This is a genomic window from Nissabacter archeti, from assembly GCF_018257325.1.
Lineage (GTDB): Bacteria > Pseudomonadota > Gammaproteobacteria > Enterobacterales > Enterobacteriaceae > Chimaeribacter > Chimaeribacter arupi.
Window position 1 is genome coordinate 34,604 of sequence record NZ_JAERKB010000013.1, and the last position, 17,089, is coordinate 51,692.

Sequence of the window (17,089 nt, forward strand, 5' to 3'; positions counted from 1 at the left end):
ATTTTTACTCACCGTTGAATTATAGGATGCAGGGCATGAGAAAAGACAGTGAAATCATGACAATAAATGATGCGTTGGTCTTTAATGTTGATACGGAAAAGAAATCTTATCCACTGACTCCGACTGCTAACCGGACTGTCCAGCCTATCGCCCTGATGCGCCTGGGCGTTTTTGTGCCTGCAGCCAGAAATAAACCTGTCCGCGGTGGATCTGTGATCGATGCGTCTGACGATCTGAGAGAGCTGGAGATAGCCAAATCAGAGGGGTATACCAGCATCATGATCCGCGGTAACCGCCTTGATATGAGTACAGATTTCAAAACCTGGATAGGGACGATCAGGGCATTCAGCAAATATGGGGTGAACTCCAACAAAATCGAGTTGCCTTTTACCGAGTTTGCCAAACTGAGCGGCATCGCGGTTGATGATATCAACAAACGCTCCAGAGACCGTTTTTTCAATTCTCTCAACCGTTTAGCGTCAGTCGTGATCTCGTTTAAAAATAAAAACGGTACGAAAGCGTTCATTACGCACTTACTCAACAATGCGTTGTATGACATTGAGAAAGACACCATCGTGCTGGAAGGGGATGCGCGCCTGTGGGAGCTGTATGCCTTTGACCATAAAGTTCTTTTGCAGCTGAAAGCTATTCAGGCGCTGCCGCGTAAGGAATCTGCCCAGGCGTTGTATGTGTACATCGAAAGTATGCCGAACGGTTTTATCAAAGTGTCGCTGGAACGGTTACGCGATCGCCTGAACCTGACGTCAAGCATCGGCACACAAAACCTTGCCGTGCGTAATGCCATGAAAGAGTTGGAAAAAATCGGTTATCTCACCTATTCGGAAGTGAAAAAAGAGGGCGCGGTTTATTTTTTAATCCATTCCCGCCGCCCGGAACTGCTGCCAGGCGAGTAGCCGCGCATTAGTCGGTTCATGGTGGATTTGTCTATTCATGGTGGTGATGTGCCTGTTCATGGCATTCCGCGATGGAGTGGACAATTTCCCGGCTAAAAAATGTGATGAAGCGCACTCTACCATGAACAGACCAATCGCTATGGGGCTTCAACCGGCAATTCATCCTCCTGCCGGCCATCACTGCCATGAATAGACGAATCCTCATCAATCAGAAACCCCGCGTTACCATGAATAGACAAATGCTCATCCTGCTGCTTTGAACGCTCACCTGCTTTGGGTCATTGCTCTTTAGCCCGGTTGATGCACTTGTCCGCTGCCCGGCGCCTCGCGGTTGATCCCCTTATCCGCAGCAGGGCTGCTGGCAGGTTGGCTTACCAGGTGTTACAGGCAATCACCCTATGAAACACCAGGTGTCGCTGTAAATCACTGTGGAAGGTGTTTACCCGGCATTAAGCAGCGCGGGTAGGGTGTGAATTAAGTATTAGGTGAGAGCCTACTTATTCTTAATAAAATAAGAATAATTATCCCCGACCGTTTTCTGATAGGTGGAACCTTCTATGTTGATAAGTCCAGCGCTATTTAGAATTAATGCATTTTAAGCCCCCAAAAACCTGGGGGGCGCATACCTGACGAGTTGGAGGGGCGTATTAAATTGCGCCTTTAAAAAGCGAAGTGATCTGACGCTCATCAACGGAAGGGATGAAACCTGTTGCAAGCGACAGGCACATAAAGAATGGTGAGAGATTTTCATCGTATGCTTTAAAAAGCATACGGGGTTATGAGCTATCTTTTATCAGCCTCAGAGTGCATTGATGTGTGTTAGATCATGTAAAATGTACACTACATCATGCTTTACTGTGCGTGGCCTCATGTAGAGGGCATTATTTAACCTACGTGAATAGATGTCATCTTATTCAGAGAAAATAGTTATACCTGCTGAAGGAACAGGAAATATAAAAATGGATAATATACTGATTGGTAATCGTTTTTTTATAAATTCATTAAGAAGTAATAAACTCACTGCTCCTAACGAACATGCAGCGGCGTCAGGTTCGATGGTGCATCCGGCTGTGTTGCTGTGGTTAAGCATATTTGTCCCAGGCACACAGACGGCGGTAAACGGTGAAAAACACCGGGTTGATGTGTCTGCTGCGCTGTCTTCATTAATGCTTTCACATCATGAACGTTATGATCAGATACAAATACGGGGAGAGCGTCTTAATATTCTTACTGATTTTTCTGTATGGATGGGCATTATTGCCGTGTTCAGTGAACAGGGTGCACAGACAAATACCGTGACTTTACCTTTCCCTGTCTTCGCCCACCTATGTGGTTTTGAATCACATGAAATTACGCAACGGTTGCGCTTACGTATTTTTGAGGCGTTAACCAAAATTGGATCCAAGGTTATTCAATTTCACCGCCGCAAAGATGGGAAAAAATGCTTTACCCACATGCTGAAAAATGCAGAATTTGATCCCAGCACAGACACTTTAACACTACAGACTGATGAAAGGCTTTGGGAGATTTATTAACCGGGTGCGCTATCCAGTTATTATTTTTATTGCTGATGAATTAAAGGATAAATTTTATTCAATAACAAGGTGTGACATGTGTTAATCCCTGCGCAAGATGAGTTGACGGTGTTACACCCTGTGTCCAGATAATAACTTGTTGAAAAGACAATCTATCTCTAATAAAAGGTGGTTACTTTTTCTTTATTAGTTACATCATACTTTAATGTTAAACCCCATTATCAACATCACCTGGTTACTATGTGGCACATTATAAATTGCTCACCGGCTGTACCTGGGGTTGCTCATGCAAGCAATGAAAATGATAAGCCTCCTTTCTGGCGGCTGGCTGTCACTGTCCATGTTTATTATGCTCTGCTTAACAGACATCCCCCTTATTCAGGATGCACCAACCGGATATTCTTCTCCTTAAATGCGGCGAGCATCCCGGCAGGCAGGGTGCGCTCCACCACCAGCACCGCGATGTCTTCACAGGAGGCAACAGAGTAACGGGCGACGCCGGGGACTTTTTCCGCGGTCATCGCCATGATCACTTCGTTACTGCGTAACATTACCGACTTCTTGAACGCCGCGTCTTCGTAGTCGAATACCGTCATGCCCTCTTCGGCGTCGAGTGCGCAGCCACCCAGAAACACCTGATCAAACGCGATATGCGCGGCTTGCTGCTGGGCGGTAATGCCCACGCTGCCGCCGCTCTGCCTTTGCAGGCGCCCACCCAGCATAATGACGTCACAATGCGGGTGCGCCATCAGCGCAACAGCAATGGCAGGAGTATTGGTGACTGCTGTGAACGCCAGGTCATCCGGCAGGGCGTGGGCAAGGGCCAGATTGGTCGAGCCGGCATCAATGAAAATACAACTCCCGGCTTTCACCAGCTGCGCGCAGGCCGCGCCGAGCCGTGCTTTTTCAGCGCTGCCCTGTTCAGTGCGGGCCGCCAGATCACCTGACGGCGGCACGATGCTGACAGCGCCGCCATAGACTTTTTTACACACGCCTTCCCGTGCCAGCTCCTGCAAATCACGCCGGATCGTATGTTCAGAAACCTGCCACTTCTCCGCCAGGTCAGCACATACCACCCGGCCTTCCTGAACTAATAATTGCCGAATCAGCGATTGCCTCTGTTCCGGGAAAGCTGCATAATCGAGCATAATAACTCCTGAAATACGATATAAAGAATCATAAACGAGCACAAATTATCACTGCACGGTAATTTGTCAACTGAATACTCCTTTCACCTCAGGAACGCCATCATGACTATGTCTTTGCCTGATATCGCTTTTTTCCATGAACTGACTAATGCTGCGGCCAAAGAAACCCTTCCGCGTTATCGTTCCAATGAAGAATTATCCGTCAGCACCAAGCCGAAAGAGGGTTACCGGTTTGACCCGGTTACAGAGGCCGACCGGGCGGCGGAGCGGGTCATGCGGGCGTTGATTGGCCGCGATTACCCCAGCCACAGCATTATGGGCGAAGAGTACGGTACGACCGGCGAGGGGCCATACCAGTGGGTGCTGGACCCGGTGGACGGCACGCGACCTTTCCTGTGCGGGTTACCGGTCTGGGGCACCCTGGTCGGGCTGATGTATAAAGGCCGCGCCGTGATGGGCATGATGAGCCAGCCATACACCGGCGAGCGTTTCTGGTCAGACGGCACCCGCTCCTGGGCCAGCAGTGCCCACGCCATCACCCCGTTGCAGACCCGGAAAAACCTCGCGCTCGATCAGGCTATTCTGCATACCACGTCGCCGGAACCGATCGCCCGGCATCCTGAGATCCACTTCACTGCCCTCGCGGAAAAAACGCTGATGACCCGTTATGGCGGAGAATGCTATGCGATGGCCATGCTGGCGGCAGGGCGGATCGACATCTGCGTCGAGTTCGGGCTTCAGCCGTATGACATCGTGGCGCTTATCCCGCTGATTGAGCAGGCCGGTGGGGTCGTGACGACGCTTGATGGCGGGCGCGCCGAGCAGGGCGGTGCGGTGGTGGCCTCCGGCTGCCCGGCGCTGCACCAGCAGGTGCTGGCCGTGCTGAACGGTTAACGCGCCTGTCTGTATCCCACTTTTTAATGGAGAGCATGAGGTTATGCCTGATTATACCGACATGATGAAGGAACAGTGTACGCAGGGCCTGCCTGCCGTGCGTGAACAGCGGGCGACGCGGGCAATGTTTTTTATCGCCGGTTTTGCCACCGCCGGGTGGGCGGCCCTGGTACCGTTTGCCAAACTGAACACCGGCGTCAATGACGGCACACTCGGGCTGCTGTTGCTGTGCCTCGGGGTGGGCGCACTGATAGCCATGCCGTTGACCGGCCACCTGACCACCCGTTTTGGTTGCCGCGCGGTGTTAATCATCTCAACGCTGCTGTTCAGCCTGATTTTGCCGTTACTCGCGGTGCTGCCGGAGACCAGTATGCTGGCGCTGGCCCTGCTGGTATTCGGCATGGGGATGGGCACCACGGATTGTGCGATGAACGTGCAGGCTATCCTGGTGGAAAAGTCCGCCGATAAACCGATCATGTCAGGTTTCCACGGCTTTTACAGCCTGGGCGGCATTGCCGGGGCCGGGGCGATGAGCGGCATGATGTCGGCCGGGGTTTCCCCTCTGTATGCCAGCATCGCGATCGCCGCGGTGTCCGTGCTGCTGCTGATCACCCATATCAGCGGTTTGCTCACCTACGCGAACCCGGCGGAAGGCCCGGTTTTTGCCCTGCCGCGCGGTGCGGTGCTGACCATCGGCGCCATCTGTTTTGCCGTATTCCTGGCGGAAGGCACGGTGCTGGACTGGAGCGCCGTCTTCCTGAGCGAGCACCGGGCGATGCCGGAAGCGATAAGCGGGCTGGGCTTTGCCTGTTTTGCGGCCGCGATGACCGTAGGGCGCCTCACCGGCGACATCATCGTGTCACGGTTTGGCCGCTACCCGGTGGTGATCACCGGGGCGATGGTGGCGGCTGCCGGATTGGCAATCGCGGTATTTGTGCCTTACTGGGGCTTCTCGCTGGCGGGTTATCTGCTGATCGGCATCGGCTGTGCCAACATTGTGCCGGTGATGTTCTCAGCCATTGGCCGGCAGCAGAGTATGCCGCAGGCCGTGGCCGTACCGGCCGTGACGACGCTGGGGTACATGGGTGTGCTCTCCGGCCCGGCGATTGTCGGGTTCGTGGCGCACGTCAGCACCTTATCCACGGCGTTCCTGTTCATCGCGCTGTTATTGCTGGCCGTGGCCGCGTTGTGCCACAAGGTCAACATGTGACGGCAGCAGGGCTTTAACGTTTTTTGCGGACGTAAAGGCGTTCCGTGCGCTCTGCCGGAACGCCTTCTGTGATTGAAGGGCAGGGCGCTTCCTGCGGCGTAAGGGGAATTAATGCCGTTTCCGGATACCGGCGGGTAAATAACGCTGCGGCTGCTGAGGGGGAACGCCTTCAATAAGCTGGTTGATCATTTCAAAACAGTTCCAGGCCAATTGCCGGTTATCCTGCACGACCGTATCAATCTTTACGGAAAGCGCATCATAGAGATAATGGTCGTCAAAGCTGCAGAGCTTTATTTCTGCGTTGAGCAGCTTATGCTGAGAAAGGTACCGGAGCACCCCCTCCTGCAATCCGCAGGCGGAGCAAAACAACGCCTCCGGTAACCGGCCGAGGTGCATCACTAAATCCGCAAACATCTCATAGCCGGAACTGGCATTATAGTGCCCGTGGTTAATCCATTCAGGTTTCACCGCCAGCCCTGCCCGCTCCAGCCCGAGGCGATAACCGGCCAGGCGATCGCGCGTGGGGGAGATCCGGGGTTGCCCGCCAATAAAATAGAATTCACTGACGCCTTCAGCCAGCGCTTCCACCAACCGTGCAGTCGGCTCGATCGATTCTGTTATCACTAACGGCAAACTTGATTCCCCCAGATGCCGGTCAAAAAGCACCACCGGGAGTTGTTTATTGATGCGCTGATACTCGGTGTCATTGAGCATACTTGAGGCCACAATAATGCCGTCTACCTGACGTTGGATGAGGTTATTCACGGCAAGCGTTTCCTGGCTGGTATTTTCATCCGTGCAGGCGATCAGCAGTTGCAAGCCGGAATCACGGCACAGGGTTTCAAGGGCATGGGAAAAAGTGGCAAATCCGTGGTTGGTCATTTCAGGGACCACCAGACCGAGCGTGTGGCTCCGGCTGGAGGTCAGCGATCTGGCGTGAATGCTGGGCTGATAATTGGCCATGCGCGCCACATTCATTACCCGTTCTTGCGTGGACTCAGAGACGCGAAGTTCTTTGCCGCGGCCGCTGAGAACAATACTGGCGGTTGATTTAGACACCCCCGCCATTTGGGCAATATCTTTGATGGTGACGCGCTTGGGTTTATCCACGTGTAAGCAAGCCTGAATGAACACAGGGGCTTATACTACCATGCTCGATTCGAGTTGCCAGTGTTCCACCGTCAGTTGCCCCCGCCCTTGCCAGTGAATACGCTGTTCAGCGGCAGGGAAATAGCGGCTGGTCATGGTCGCCTCGCCGTGGTTGATGAAGATCTCCGCGATCGAATGATCGCAGAAAATATGCAGGTGATTCACCTGCCCGGACCAGTAACGCGTTTCCGGCTCACCGGTACGGCAATTGATCCGGTGGAGGGTGAGCCCCTGTGCTGTGCAGGTCAGGGTTAACGCCCCGGCCAGGTGGGCTTGCCACTCGCCCTGCGAGGCGATAACCAGCTCGGCCTGCGTGATCGCCAGCGGGGCAAGGTCATCGGCGCACCCCTGTTGCCGGGTGTGTTCGCCACGGAGTGACTGAAGCTCTTTTACCGGCTGCTGGATAATTTTCCCGTTGACCAGATGCAGCTCCCGCGGGCAGCTCATCATATGCATCCAGCCATATTCTGCGGTGGGCTGGTAAAATTCATCCGCATCCGGCACGCCCACCCAGCCAAATAACAGCCTGCGGCCATCATCACTGAGGGTGGTCTGGGGCGCATAAAATTCAAACCCCAGATCGAGTTCATGGAAATCGCCATGCGTGAAATCAGCGTGTTCATACTCCAGCCGGCCAACAAAATAGCCGCTCTGGTGTGTATTAAGCCAGCTCTGTTCTTTCGCGGGTAAGCCCTGGGGGCAGACCAGCAGCACATCCTGCCCATCGAGCGCAAACAGATCCGGGCATTCCCACATGTACCCAAACTCGCCCAGCCCGTTCAGGTGGCTGCCGGCAATTTCGCCTGACAATGTCCATTGCCTTAAGGTTTCGCCGCGGTAGAGCAGCACTTTCCCCTGCTCCTGCAGGTTCTGCGCGCCTAACACCATGTACCAGTAAGGGCCATGACGCCAGACTTTGGGATCGCGCACATGCCCGGTGTAGCCTTCAGGCAAGCCGATAACCGGGCCGGCTTTGGTCACTTCGCCGTCCGGCTGCACGGTCGCCAGGCATTGCCATGCCGTCCGCGAGCCCGGCAGCTTGACATTCCCGGTGTAGAGCAGGCACAAAGTGCCGTTATCGTTCACTGCTGACCCTGAATAACAGCCGTTAACGTCATACACCTCGCCCGGCAGCAACGCGACCGGTTCGTGCTGCCAGTGGGTCAGATCGTCTGAACTCCAGTGCCCCCACCATTTCGCGCCGTGTGCGCAGGCCAGCGGGTTCCATTGGTAAAAAAGGTGATACCGGCCGTCAAACTGGATAAAGCCGTTGGGGTCATTCAGTAATCCTGCTGCCGGTGAGAGGTGCCAGCCGGGGCGGTAAGGGTCCTGTCTGGCCTTGCCCGCGGCAATGGCCACATTTTTCAGCGCTTTTTTTAACAATGCATTTTCTCTCATGCTTTCTCCTCAACCCGGTATTTAAGCAGCAGCGATAAGATAAAGGCGACGCCAAAGGCGATAACCATGCCGATGATGTAATTCAGCAACGCGCCGGCCTGCACAATCGCCAGGCCGGGCAGCGCGGTCAGCCCGACAGCCGTCATGCTGACGTGGGTGATCACGACATACGCGCCGCCCGCTGCCCCGCCGATAATGCCTGCAATAAAGGGTTTCATAAACCGCAGGTTCACGCCGAAAATAGCCGCCTCGGTAATCCCCAACATGCCGGACAAGGCGGAGGGCAACACCACGCTGCGGGTTTTGACATCGCGGGTTTTAAACCAGACGGCGAGGCAGGCACCCGCCTGGGCGATATTCGCCATTGACCAGATCGGCAGCAGGAAATTCACGCCGATGGAAGGGTTACCCAACAGACCGGCTTCGATGGCATGGAAGCTATGATGCACGCCGGAAATCACTATCACTGAATAGAGCCCGCCGAACAGCAACCCGGCCAGCCAGCCGGCATGGGCGATCAGGGTGCTCAGGATAAAGGAGATGCCGTCGCCCAACGCCCGCCCGGCTGGGCCGATGACCAGCATCGCGACAAAACCTGAGATAATCACCGTCATAAAGGGGGTGAGGATGATATCCAGGGCATTCGGGATCACCCGGCGTAACCGCTTCTCCAGCCAGCTCATAAACCAGACGGTCAGCAGCACCGGGAAGACGGTGCCCTGGTAGCCGATCATCGCGATATCCAGCCCGAAGAGGTTCATTGTCTGGAACCCGCCGGCCACGCCCCAGGCATTGGTCAGTGCCGGGTGCGTGAGGATGCCGCCCAGGGTGGCGCCCAGGTACGGGTTACCGCCGAACTCTTTGGCGGCCGTAAACCCGATCAAAATCGGCAGGATGATAAAGGCGGACGAGCTGAACATGTCCAGCATCACGAACAGCGCGCTTTTGGAGTCGACCCAGCCATAGGTTTTCAGCATTCCCAGCAGCCCCATGAGCACGCCGGAGGCAACAATCGCCGGAATGATAGGCACAAAAATGTTGGATAACAGGCGGGCAATCCGCTGTGCCGGGTTCAGTTTGCGGGCGGCCGCGCTGGCGGCCTCACTTTTGGATGACTCGCTGATCCCCACTTCCTGGATAAACGCAGCATGGACTTTATTGACTAACCCGGTGCCGAAAATAATCTGCATCTGGCCTGCATTCTGGAAACAGCCTTTCACCCCCTCAAGGTCGCCAATCGCCTTTTTATCCGCCAGCGCATCATCATTGAGGACCAGCCGCAGGCGCGTGGCGCAGTGTGCCGCCGACGCAATATTCTCTTTCCCACCAAGCAGCGGCAAAAGCTGCCTGGCGACTTTATTCACATCCATAGTCTTCCCTTAATTGCTGTCGAACATGTTTAATCAGAACCAGGTTTCCATCTGGATGCCAACGTTCCATTCGCCACCGGCCGTAAACCCGCCGGACCCAAAGGCGTCATCGCTGGCATAACGGTCAAGCGACGCGTCCCAGTCCATCCAGCTGGCAAAAAAGCGTATTTCCGGGCGGCTCAGGAAATTGCCCATATCGCCGACTTTAAAGGTCGGGGCAAAGGTCAGCTTATAGAAGCCGCCGCTGACGTCCTGCCGGTCTTTGAAGCCCATCGGGCGCAAATCCATATACTGGTAGCTGCCTTCATAGGCCAGCATGAAGTTTTCCGTGATGTCCTGCATCAGGCGGACATTCAGGGTGAGCCAGCGGTAGTCATCGCCGTTGATGTAGCGATCTTTGCTCTGCTGGGCCAGCAGCGCCGGGGCCAGGCGCCAGTGCGGGCTGAGGGAGGTCATGCCATAGGTGGCGACACGCCAGGTATCTGCCTGCTCCGTGAGGTTGCCGTCGGAGCCGATGCCTTTTACCTCCGCGCCCAGGCCGTGCCCATACAGCAGTGCCGTTTTCGCCGTCCCGTCCCGGACACCGTAAAAATTGTTACCATGCCAGGCCAGCATGGTGTGAATGCCTCTGTCACCGGCCTGCGATGTGCGGCGTGCGGAGTTGGTGCGGGCATCATTATCTTTGGCGCGCAGGCCGCTCAGCATAAATTGCAGCGGGCCGCTGAAGGTGTTGGCGGTCACGATATAGTTTTCGATGCTGTTATCGATCGTTTCGATATCACCGAAGTTACGGCCATAGAGGGAAAAGTTGCTTTTGACATTATCTGACCATGTCACGTCATAGATACCGCCTCCCGTCCCGGCGAGGAAGACCACGTCCGAATCGAGCCAGTGGATATCAAAGTTGTCACGGTCAAAACGTTTACCGGCCCACAGCGTGGCGTGACTAAAGGCACCGGTAAAGGTGGGCAGGCTGCCTAATTCAACAAACGCCTGCCGGATATTCAGGTCACTGGTATCGGCCGTCCAGTCGTTATAACTTTGCTGGCCGTCAGCGAGCATCACTTTAAAGCGCGTGGTCGCGCCGTTTGCCAGCCGGGTTTTTTGTTCGAGGTTGAGTTCAACATAGGTATTGTTTTCGTTGCCTAAACGCCCGACTGCCCCGCCGGTTTCGCCGGCCGGAGAGAGATAAGGGCCGCTTTGGGTATCGGCGGCGGAGTCATTCATGATCACCCCGGAGCGGGCATAACCGTGGAATTCAAACCCATCGAGGATCTTCTCCTCATTACCCGGTTCCGTGGCAGCCGGTGCCGTTACCGCCGTGGCGTGTGCAGCCGCAGGAGGCGGGGATATCGGCTGGGCCGCTGGCCGGCTGAGCAACGCTACGCGTTCTTCAGCCCGTTGGGCACGGTGTTCCGCGTTATCCGCCCGTTTTTCCGCTTTTTCCAGCCTCGCTTCCAGCAACGCCAGACGCTGTTCAATCTCCGTCAGGTCAGCCGCAGCAAAAACAGACTGCGGCATCATCGCGGCTGCCACAGCCAGCGCCAAAACATTCTTCCTTATCATTATTGTTCTCCAGAGGGATCCCGTGTTGCTAAACCGGTTTTGCAAGAGAGTATTTAATCCCCCCGGAGGTTTTCAATCAGATTTAAAGGTGGGAGCGTGTATTTGTGACAGGCATAACGTTTTTCAGGGCTGGGGAGTCACGTTTGGGTAGCGCTGTCATGGCACCTTTGGCCGTGGTGGCCAACGCGCCGCAATGCTGGGCAAGCTGGATGATCTGTTCCGGCAGCGGCGTGGTGAGGGGGTGTTCTGCGCTCATCAAGCCGGTTAACAGCCCTGCGACAAAGGCATCGCCTGCGCCGGTTGTATCAACCGGCGTAACGGCGGGGGCAGCGAACTGGCTGAGTTGCCCCTGCTGCCACACCATCACGCCCGCTTTCCCTTGGGTGATAAGCAGCAACGCCGGGTGATAGCGTTGGGTAAACAGCGCGATCGCCTCTTGCGTATTTTCATTGCCGGTGAGCAGCCACAACTCGTCCAGCGAGAGTTTTATCACCTCGGCCAGCGCCAGCGCCCGGCTGATAACCTCGTGCATTTCCTGCGTACTTTTCCACATATCCTCGCGGATATTGGGGTCGAAGCTGACGAAGCCGCCGGCCTGGTGAATGCGGTCGATGGCGGTAAACACCGTACTGCGTGACGGCTCAGCAGAGAGCGCTATTGAGCAAAAATGCAGGAGTTCGCCCGCGGCAAACGGCGGCAAATGCTGTGCCGTGATGAACAGATCGGCACTGGGGCGGACCATAAAGGTAAAGCTGCGCTCACCGTTCTCATCTAACCCAACCAGCACCGTCGAGGTACGTTGATCAGCCAGCAGGCGCAAAAAGGCCGTATCGACCTGCTCAGCCGCCAGCACTTCCTGAAGGCATTTGCCGAAAGGATCATTACCCACACAACCGATAAACGCACTGTCGCCGCCAAGTCTGGCAACACCGACGGCAACGTTCGCCGGCGCGCCGCCCGGACACTGGCGCAACAACAGGCCTTCTTCCGGCAGTAAATCAATCACGGCATCACCTAACACCCATACTCTTTTCATTTTTCACCTTCCTCTGCTGTTTTGCATAAGCTAAACCGTTTTAGCTAACGTTAACAACCCTTTTCAAATGGGCAGGTGATGGCAGACAGGCAGGCTGATACCCGTAAGAGAAAGCGCCCCCGGCAGAGCAGCCAATTGATTACCTCTGTTTTTAAACAGCCGTTATTTGGCGCAGTGTTATTTCAGAAAACGGAAAAAAAGCGTGATGCATAAAACCCGTCAACTTTTAATAGCTTTCTACGTAAAGAAATGAAAATTTTAGAAAAAGCCCTGATGCTTGTGGCAGAATAAATTTGTGTCTAACTACTGAGGACAATTATTCATCCACACCGAGGAAAAGCAACAACGTGGATAGGTTGTAAAATTATGGACAAAATGTTCACCCCAAAAATGCTTACCCCTCCTTTATTCCTTGCTGATGTAAACGGCCTGCTTTGCGATCAGCACTGGCGTTGCGCGCTTTAGCCCCGTTCTCTCCTTTTTATTTCTGATTTATTTGGTTTTCACGCAGCACTTTCGCGTGAGCAGGAATTATTTCTCATCAGGAGAGAAATCATGCGGTATTGGATTTTATTAACAGCAGCCATTGCTGCGGAAATTATTGGCACCGTGTCGATGAAATGGGCGGGCGTGAATGGCAGTAGTGCCGGCTATATTTTTATGCTGGTGATGATTGCGCTGTCCTATATTTTATTGGCCTTTGCGGTGAAACGCATTGCGCTGGGGGTGGCTTACGCCCTGTGGGAAGGGATCGGCATTCTGTTTATCACGCTGTTCAGCGTCACGCTGTTTGGTGAAACGTTATCGGCCATGAAAATCGCCGGCCTGATGACGCTGGTGGCCGGTATTGTGCTGATTAAATCCGGCACGCAGACGCGTAGCAGCCAGGCACGTGCCGCACAGACACATGCCGCCCCGGCGCGTAACATGCAGGCGCATAAGGAGCTGAGCCATGGCCACCTTTAATGCAATGCATATCGCCTGGCTGGCATTGGCCACCGGGCTTGAGATCGGCGGGAATATCCTGTTGAAGTACTCCAACGGGTTTCGCCGCCCGCTGTATGGCCTGGGTTCCCTGGTTGCCGTGCTGGCCGCCTTCAGTGCGCTGGCACAGGCGGTAAAAGGCATCGATTTATCGGTCGCCTATGCGTTATGGGGCGGGTTTGGCCTGGTGGCGACGGTTGCGGCGGGCTGGATATTGTTCGGGCAACGGCTCAGCAGCAAAGGCTGGTTAGGCATGGCGCTGTTATTAACCGGGATGGTGCTGATTAAATTGGCGTGACCATGATAATCCGCGGGAAACAGTATTATGCTGTCCCCGCGGATCCTTCAGGGTAAAACAACCGGGGCAGGGGCCATCATGGATTGCCCCTGCCGATAAATCATTTTCAGCATCGGTAAATAATCGTGTGCCAGCCCATCGGTTAACATTTTCCGGCGCAGCCAGCGGATTTCATTAATCAGCTCCGCCTGAAACGATTTATTGCGTTGCGCGTTATCCAGCCAGCGTAATAAGAACTGGTTTTTAGCCACCTGGGAAACCGGGAATCCATAGCGCTCATTGATCAGCGCCGCGACGATGGCACAATAATAAAAGTGCAGCCGCTGGGAGAGTTGTTCATGACTCATCATTATTGACTCAAAAATAAAAGAGGGGCCGGCGTGAACAGGCGTTGAGCGACCTTATTCTCCCCCTCTGGAATAACAGAGAAAACGATCCGGCATTACCCCTCTTTTCCGGCACGGTACTCCTGCCAGCGGATCACGGAATTAATCCCCATCCAGGCCAGCGGGTTAGGGTGAGAAAACTGATCTATTGGTGTTTTGGTGTACTTAAGTCCCGACGAGTATTTGACATCGGTTATGTAAATCATCAACTGGAAGTATGGCAATGTTAAAGCCTGCGCTAAAAGCTTTAGCCCACCCAGCTTTCATATAGTTGCCATGCCGAAAAGTTTGATGATCTTCCGTTGTCTCATGGGAGAACCGATTTTACATGTACTGTATACGAACTTCCGATCTGTGCCAGAAGCGGGCATTACCACCATCCCGGCATGTTAATCACCAGAATGCAGGCCAATGTGGGTTTTGCCGGTTTGTCGCTGCATGGCGGGTTGCTTAAAGAGGTGTTACTACGCACGATTAAAATAGTCATTATTGATACAACGCCTCTGCCGGTAAGCCATCGTGTCTGCCACAGCAATTTGTGCGCCTCCCTTAAAAAACCATCTCCTATACTCAGTTGCGTTTAGTGAACTATGCCGCTGCTCTTCGCGCTGCGTTGTTTTTTAGTCGTTTTCCTGCGCGAAAAACAGCCGCATACCCTCACCAGAACGTACGCCATATTTATTCATTGTTCATTTTTAACAGGGGAATTCCTGCTATGTCGCACTCTCAACCCTCCCGCCTGGGCAGCCTGTTGCTGCTGCTGGCAGCCGTGATCGGCTTCGCCGTGGCTTTATACGCGTGGCTGACGCCACTTACCGGTGTCACCGGTACCCTTGGTGCATTAGGTGTGGTCATCGCCTGCGTGGTGCTGGCGCTGCTGACCTTTATGTTACGTGGCGCATCCCGTCGCGGTGCGCGCGCTTTCTTGATTATTGTCACGCTTGTGGTGTTGTTCAGTATTGGTTTTGCAGCCGCGCTGCTGCACCAATACATCATTACGGCAGCCATGGTGGTCGGCCTGATTGGTCTGATTGCGCTGAGTAGCAATTCTGCTCGTCACAATCATCACGCCAATGTCTGAGGAGCTGCCCATGCATAACGATAAATACGCCCCCTCAATCAAAGTCAGCATGGCGGCGCTGGCGCTGCTGGTCACGCCGCTGACGCTGCAGGCGCAGGATAAAGCCGCTGAAGCCTCAATGGGCTCCCAGGAAGAAATCAATGTGGATGCAGCCAATCAACAAGCGTCGGGAACCACGAAAACCACTGACGATGCGTCAACCGGCAAGCATGACGGACAAAAAGTCGACTCTGCCGCAAATCCGGCATTATCACTGGTGCCTTCCTCCTCTGCCACCTGGGATAACTTTCATGGCCAGCTTAATGCACAGAAATATAGCCCGCTTAAACAAATCACCACGGATAATGTCAGTAAGTTAAAGAAAATTTGGGAGTTTCATACCGGGGATGTCTCGGATGGAAAAGGCGACATACCTGCCACTGTATGGTCAGCAACGCCTATTTTTGCCAACGATACGCTCTACATCGGTACACCTTTTGATCGCCTGATTGCGCTCGACCCCGGTACAGGTAAAGAGAAGTGGCACTTTGATACTAAATCTTCGCGCAAAGCATTGACGCAGCCGGTACTGAAAAACCGTGGTGCCTCCTACTGGCAGGCAAAAAACCTCGTCGCCGGACAAGCGTGTCAGAAGATCGTCTATATGGGTACCGTGGATGGCAAGCTCTATGCGGTGGACGCCGATTCAGGCAAGCCATGCACCGGCTTTGCTGACAATGGCGTGCTGGATCTCAATCAGTGGAATACGGTTAACGCTAAATATCCGCTCTCTGTGTTGCAGCCGCCAACCGTCGTTGGCAACCATCTGCTTGTTGGCTGGGCCGGTAAAGACTGGGCTTATGCTGAAGCGCCTCCGGGCTCCGTGTTTTCCATTAATGCACAGACCGGCGAGCGTGAATGGACGTTTGAAGCGATCCCGGCAGACATCCGCCAACGCACCGGTACGGCCAACGTCTGGACACATATGTCTGCCGATGAGGCGCATGGCTTGGTTTATCTGCCGGTTTCATCCCCTTCCCCCAACTACTGGGGCGGTAACCGTATCGCGCCTATTCCGCTTGGCACCTCTACCACCGCGCTGGACATCAACACCGGTAAAGTGGTCTGGTCCCGCCAGTGGGTGCATCACGACGTGTGGGATTACGATATCAACTCTGCACCAACGTTGATGGATATCACCGTAAACGGTAAACAGATCCCCGCGCTGATTCAGGCGACCAAGCAGGGCTTTCTGTTTGTCGTGAATCGTCTGACGGGTGAGGATGTCTGGCCGATTGAAGAGCGTCCTGTGCCGCAGGGCGATGGATCGGTGCAGGGTGAAGTCCTCTCGCCAACGCAGCCCTTCCCGACTAAACCTGCGCCGTTGCTTGACCAATCGAAAAAGCCTGCGATCTGGAAACTGGCGGATATGGTGGGTGCCGGCCAGTGTTCACGTCTGTGGGATAAACTGACCTATGAGGGGATGTATACGCCGCCAACCACTAAAGGCGAGGGAACGCTCACCTATCCGGACAGTGCCGGTGGCGTCCAGTGGGGCGGCGTGGCGTATGACCCACAAAAACAGATTGCCATCGTTAACACCTCTCACATTGTGCAGTATGTGAAGCTCTACAGCCGCGAAGATTACGATAAAGCGGATAAGGATTCCGGCAACGAAAGCGGCTTTGCGCCGCAGGAAGGTGCCCCTTATGGCATGCGTCTGATGGTAGCGAATAACTGGCTGGGCATGCCGTGCTGGCAGCCGCCATTTGGTGAAATCGTGGCGCTGGATATGCATACGGGGGACGTGAAGTGGCGTCGTCCGGTTGGCGCAGCGCAGCAGTATGGCTTCTTTATGCCGGAAAGCTGGGGTTCACCCACCATCGGCGGCCCGGCAGTGACAGCAGGCGGCGTGGTCTTTATCGGTGCCTCAATGGATGCCAAGGTCCGCGCCTACTCCGTAGATAATGGTGAAGAGCTGTGGTCCGATCAGGTTGAAGCACCTGCGGTAGCGAACCCGTCGGTCTATGAGTATAAAGGCCGTCAATATGTGGCGTTCGTCGCCGGGGGGAATACTATCCTGAAGGATCAGGTAGGCGATCAGGTGGTGGTTTACGCTCTGCCTGAATAGCCATTCATAC

15 protein-coding genes are annotated in these 17,089 nt (G+C 54.5%); 8 read left to right on the forward strand and 7 right to left on the reverse strand.

Annotation, left to right across the window (positions count from 1 at the left end; genetic code table 11):
• The first annotated feature begins 35 nt into the window (after window positions 1–35).
• Window positions 36–914 (forward strand): RepB family plasmid replication initiator protein, encoded by an 879-nt coding sequence (locus tag JK232_RS17700; RefSeq protein ID WP_212589468.1) that lies wholly within the window; start codon window positions 36–38, stop codon window positions 912–914.
• A 959-nt stretch (window positions 915–1,873) separates the two neighbouring features.
• On the forward strand, window positions 1,874–2,449 hold the full coding sequence (locus tag JK232_RS17705) for a hypothetical protein (RefSeq protein WP_101855066.1): 576 nt from the start codon (window positions 1,874–1,876) through the stop codon (window positions 2,447–2,449).
• 374 nt (window positions 2,450–2,823) lie between these two features.
• Here JK232_RS17705 and JK232_RS17710 read toward each other — a convergent pair whose 3' ends face one another.
• Complete coding sequence (locus JK232_RS17710) at window positions 2,824–3,597, reverse strand: DeoR/GlpR family DNA-binding transcription regulator (RefSeq protein ID WP_212589469.1); 774 nt, start codon at window positions 3,595–3,597, stop codon at window positions 2,824–2,826.
• A gap of 102 nt (window positions 3,598–3,699) precedes the next feature.
• On the opposite strand from JK232_RS17710, the gene hisN reads away from it, so the two are divergent.
• Both hisN and JK232_RS17720 read left to right on the forward strand, forming a co-directional pair.
• Window positions 3,700–4,491 (forward strand): histidinol-phosphatase, encoded by a 792-nt coding sequence (gene hisN, locus JK232_RS17715; protein ID WP_212589470.1) that lies wholly within the window; start codon window positions 3,700–3,702, stop codon window positions 4,489–4,491.
• Window positions 4,492–4,534: 43 nt separating this feature from the next.
• A complete protein-coding gene (locus JK232_RS17720) occupies window positions 4,535–5,701 on the forward strand; it encodes an MFS transporter (RefSeq protein ID WP_246538665.1) in 1,167 nt (388 codons plus the stop codon).
• Window positions 5,702–5,809: 108 nt separating this feature from the next.
• On the opposite strand, the gene JK232_RS17725 is transcribed toward JK232_RS17720, so the two are convergent.
• From JK232_RS17725 to JK232_RS17745, 5 genes are all read right to left on the reverse strand, one after another.
• Window positions 5,810–6,811 carry a LacI family DNA-binding transcriptional regulator gene (locus tag JK232_RS17725; protein ID WP_072932253.1) on the reverse strand — a complete coding sequence of 334 codons (1,002 nt, stop codon included), beginning with the start codon at window positions 6,809–6,811 and terminating at the stop codon, window positions 5,810–5,812.
• Window positions 6,812–6,841: 30 nt separating this feature from the next.
• Entirely contained in the window at window positions 6,842–8,248 is a 1,407-nt protein-coding gene (locus JK232_RS17730) for a sucrose-6-phosphate hydrolase (RefSeq protein ID WP_212589471.1), read from the reverse strand.
• The gene (locus JK232_RS17735; protein ID WP_072932249.1) at window positions 8,245–9,618 is read right to left on the reverse strand and encodes a sucrose-specific PTS transporter subunit IIBC; all 1,374 of its coding nucleotides are present in this window, start codon (window positions 9,616–9,618) and stop codon (window positions 8,245–8,247) included. Before JK232_RS17735 ends, JK232_RS17730 begins: the two co-directional genes overlap by 4 nt.
• A 33-nt stretch (window positions 9,619–9,651) precedes the next feature.
• Complete coding sequence (locus tag JK232_RS17740; RefSeq protein ID WP_212589472.1) at window positions 9,652–11,184, reverse strand: carbohydrate porin; 1,533 nt, start codon at window positions 11,182–11,184, stop codon at window positions 9,652–9,654.
• Between the two features lie 82 nt (window positions 11,185–11,266).
• Window positions 11,267–12,220 (reverse strand): aminoimidazole riboside kinase, encoded by a 954-nt coding sequence (locus JK232_RS17745; RefSeq protein WP_101828639.1) that lies wholly within the window; start codon window positions 12,218–12,220, stop codon window positions 11,267–11,269.
• 555 nt (window positions 12,221–12,775) lie between these two features.
• Between JK232_RS17745 and mdtJ the strand changes: the two genes are divergently transcribed.
• Window positions 12,776–13,186, forward strand: coding sequence for a multidrug/spermidine efflux SMR transporter subunit MdtJ (gene mdtJ / locus JK232_RS17750; protein ID WP_101828641.1), 411 nt, complete (start codon window positions 12,776–12,778; stop codon window positions 13,184–13,186).
• Window positions 13,173–13,502: a multidrug/spermidine efflux SMR transporter subunit MdtI gene (mdtI, locus tag JK232_RS17755; RefSeq protein WP_101828642.1), complete on the forward strand. Its 330-nt coding sequence runs from the start codon at window positions 13,173–13,175 to the stop codon at window positions 13,500–13,502. Before mdtJ ends, mdtI begins: the two co-directional genes overlap by 14 nt.
• 47 nt (window positions 13,503–13,549) lie before the next feature.
• Here the strand turns inward: mdtI and JK232_RS17760 are convergent, their stop codons facing one another.
• Complete coding sequence (locus tag JK232_RS17760) at window positions 13,550–13,852, reverse strand: hypothetical protein (RefSeq protein ID WP_079205314.1); 303 nt, start codon at window positions 13,850–13,852, stop codon at window positions 13,550–13,552.
• Between the two features lie 751 nt (window positions 13,853–14,603).
• Here JK232_RS17760 and JK232_RS17765 point away from each other — a divergent pair.
• Window positions 14,604–14,969 carry a hypothetical protein gene (locus tag JK232_RS17765; protein WP_212589473.1) on the forward strand — a complete coding sequence of 122 codons (366 nt, stop codon included), beginning with the start codon at window positions 14,604–14,606 and terminating at the stop codon, window positions 14,967–14,969.
• A gap of 10 nt (window positions 14,970–14,979) precedes the next feature.
• Window positions 14,980–17,079 (forward strand): pyrroloquinoline quinone-dependent dehydrogenase, encoded by a 2,100-nt coding sequence (locus JK232_RS17770; RefSeq protein WP_212589474.1) that lies wholly within the window; start codon window positions 14,980–14,982, stop codon window positions 17,077–17,079.
• Window positions 17,080–17,089 lie beyond the last annotated feature (10 nt).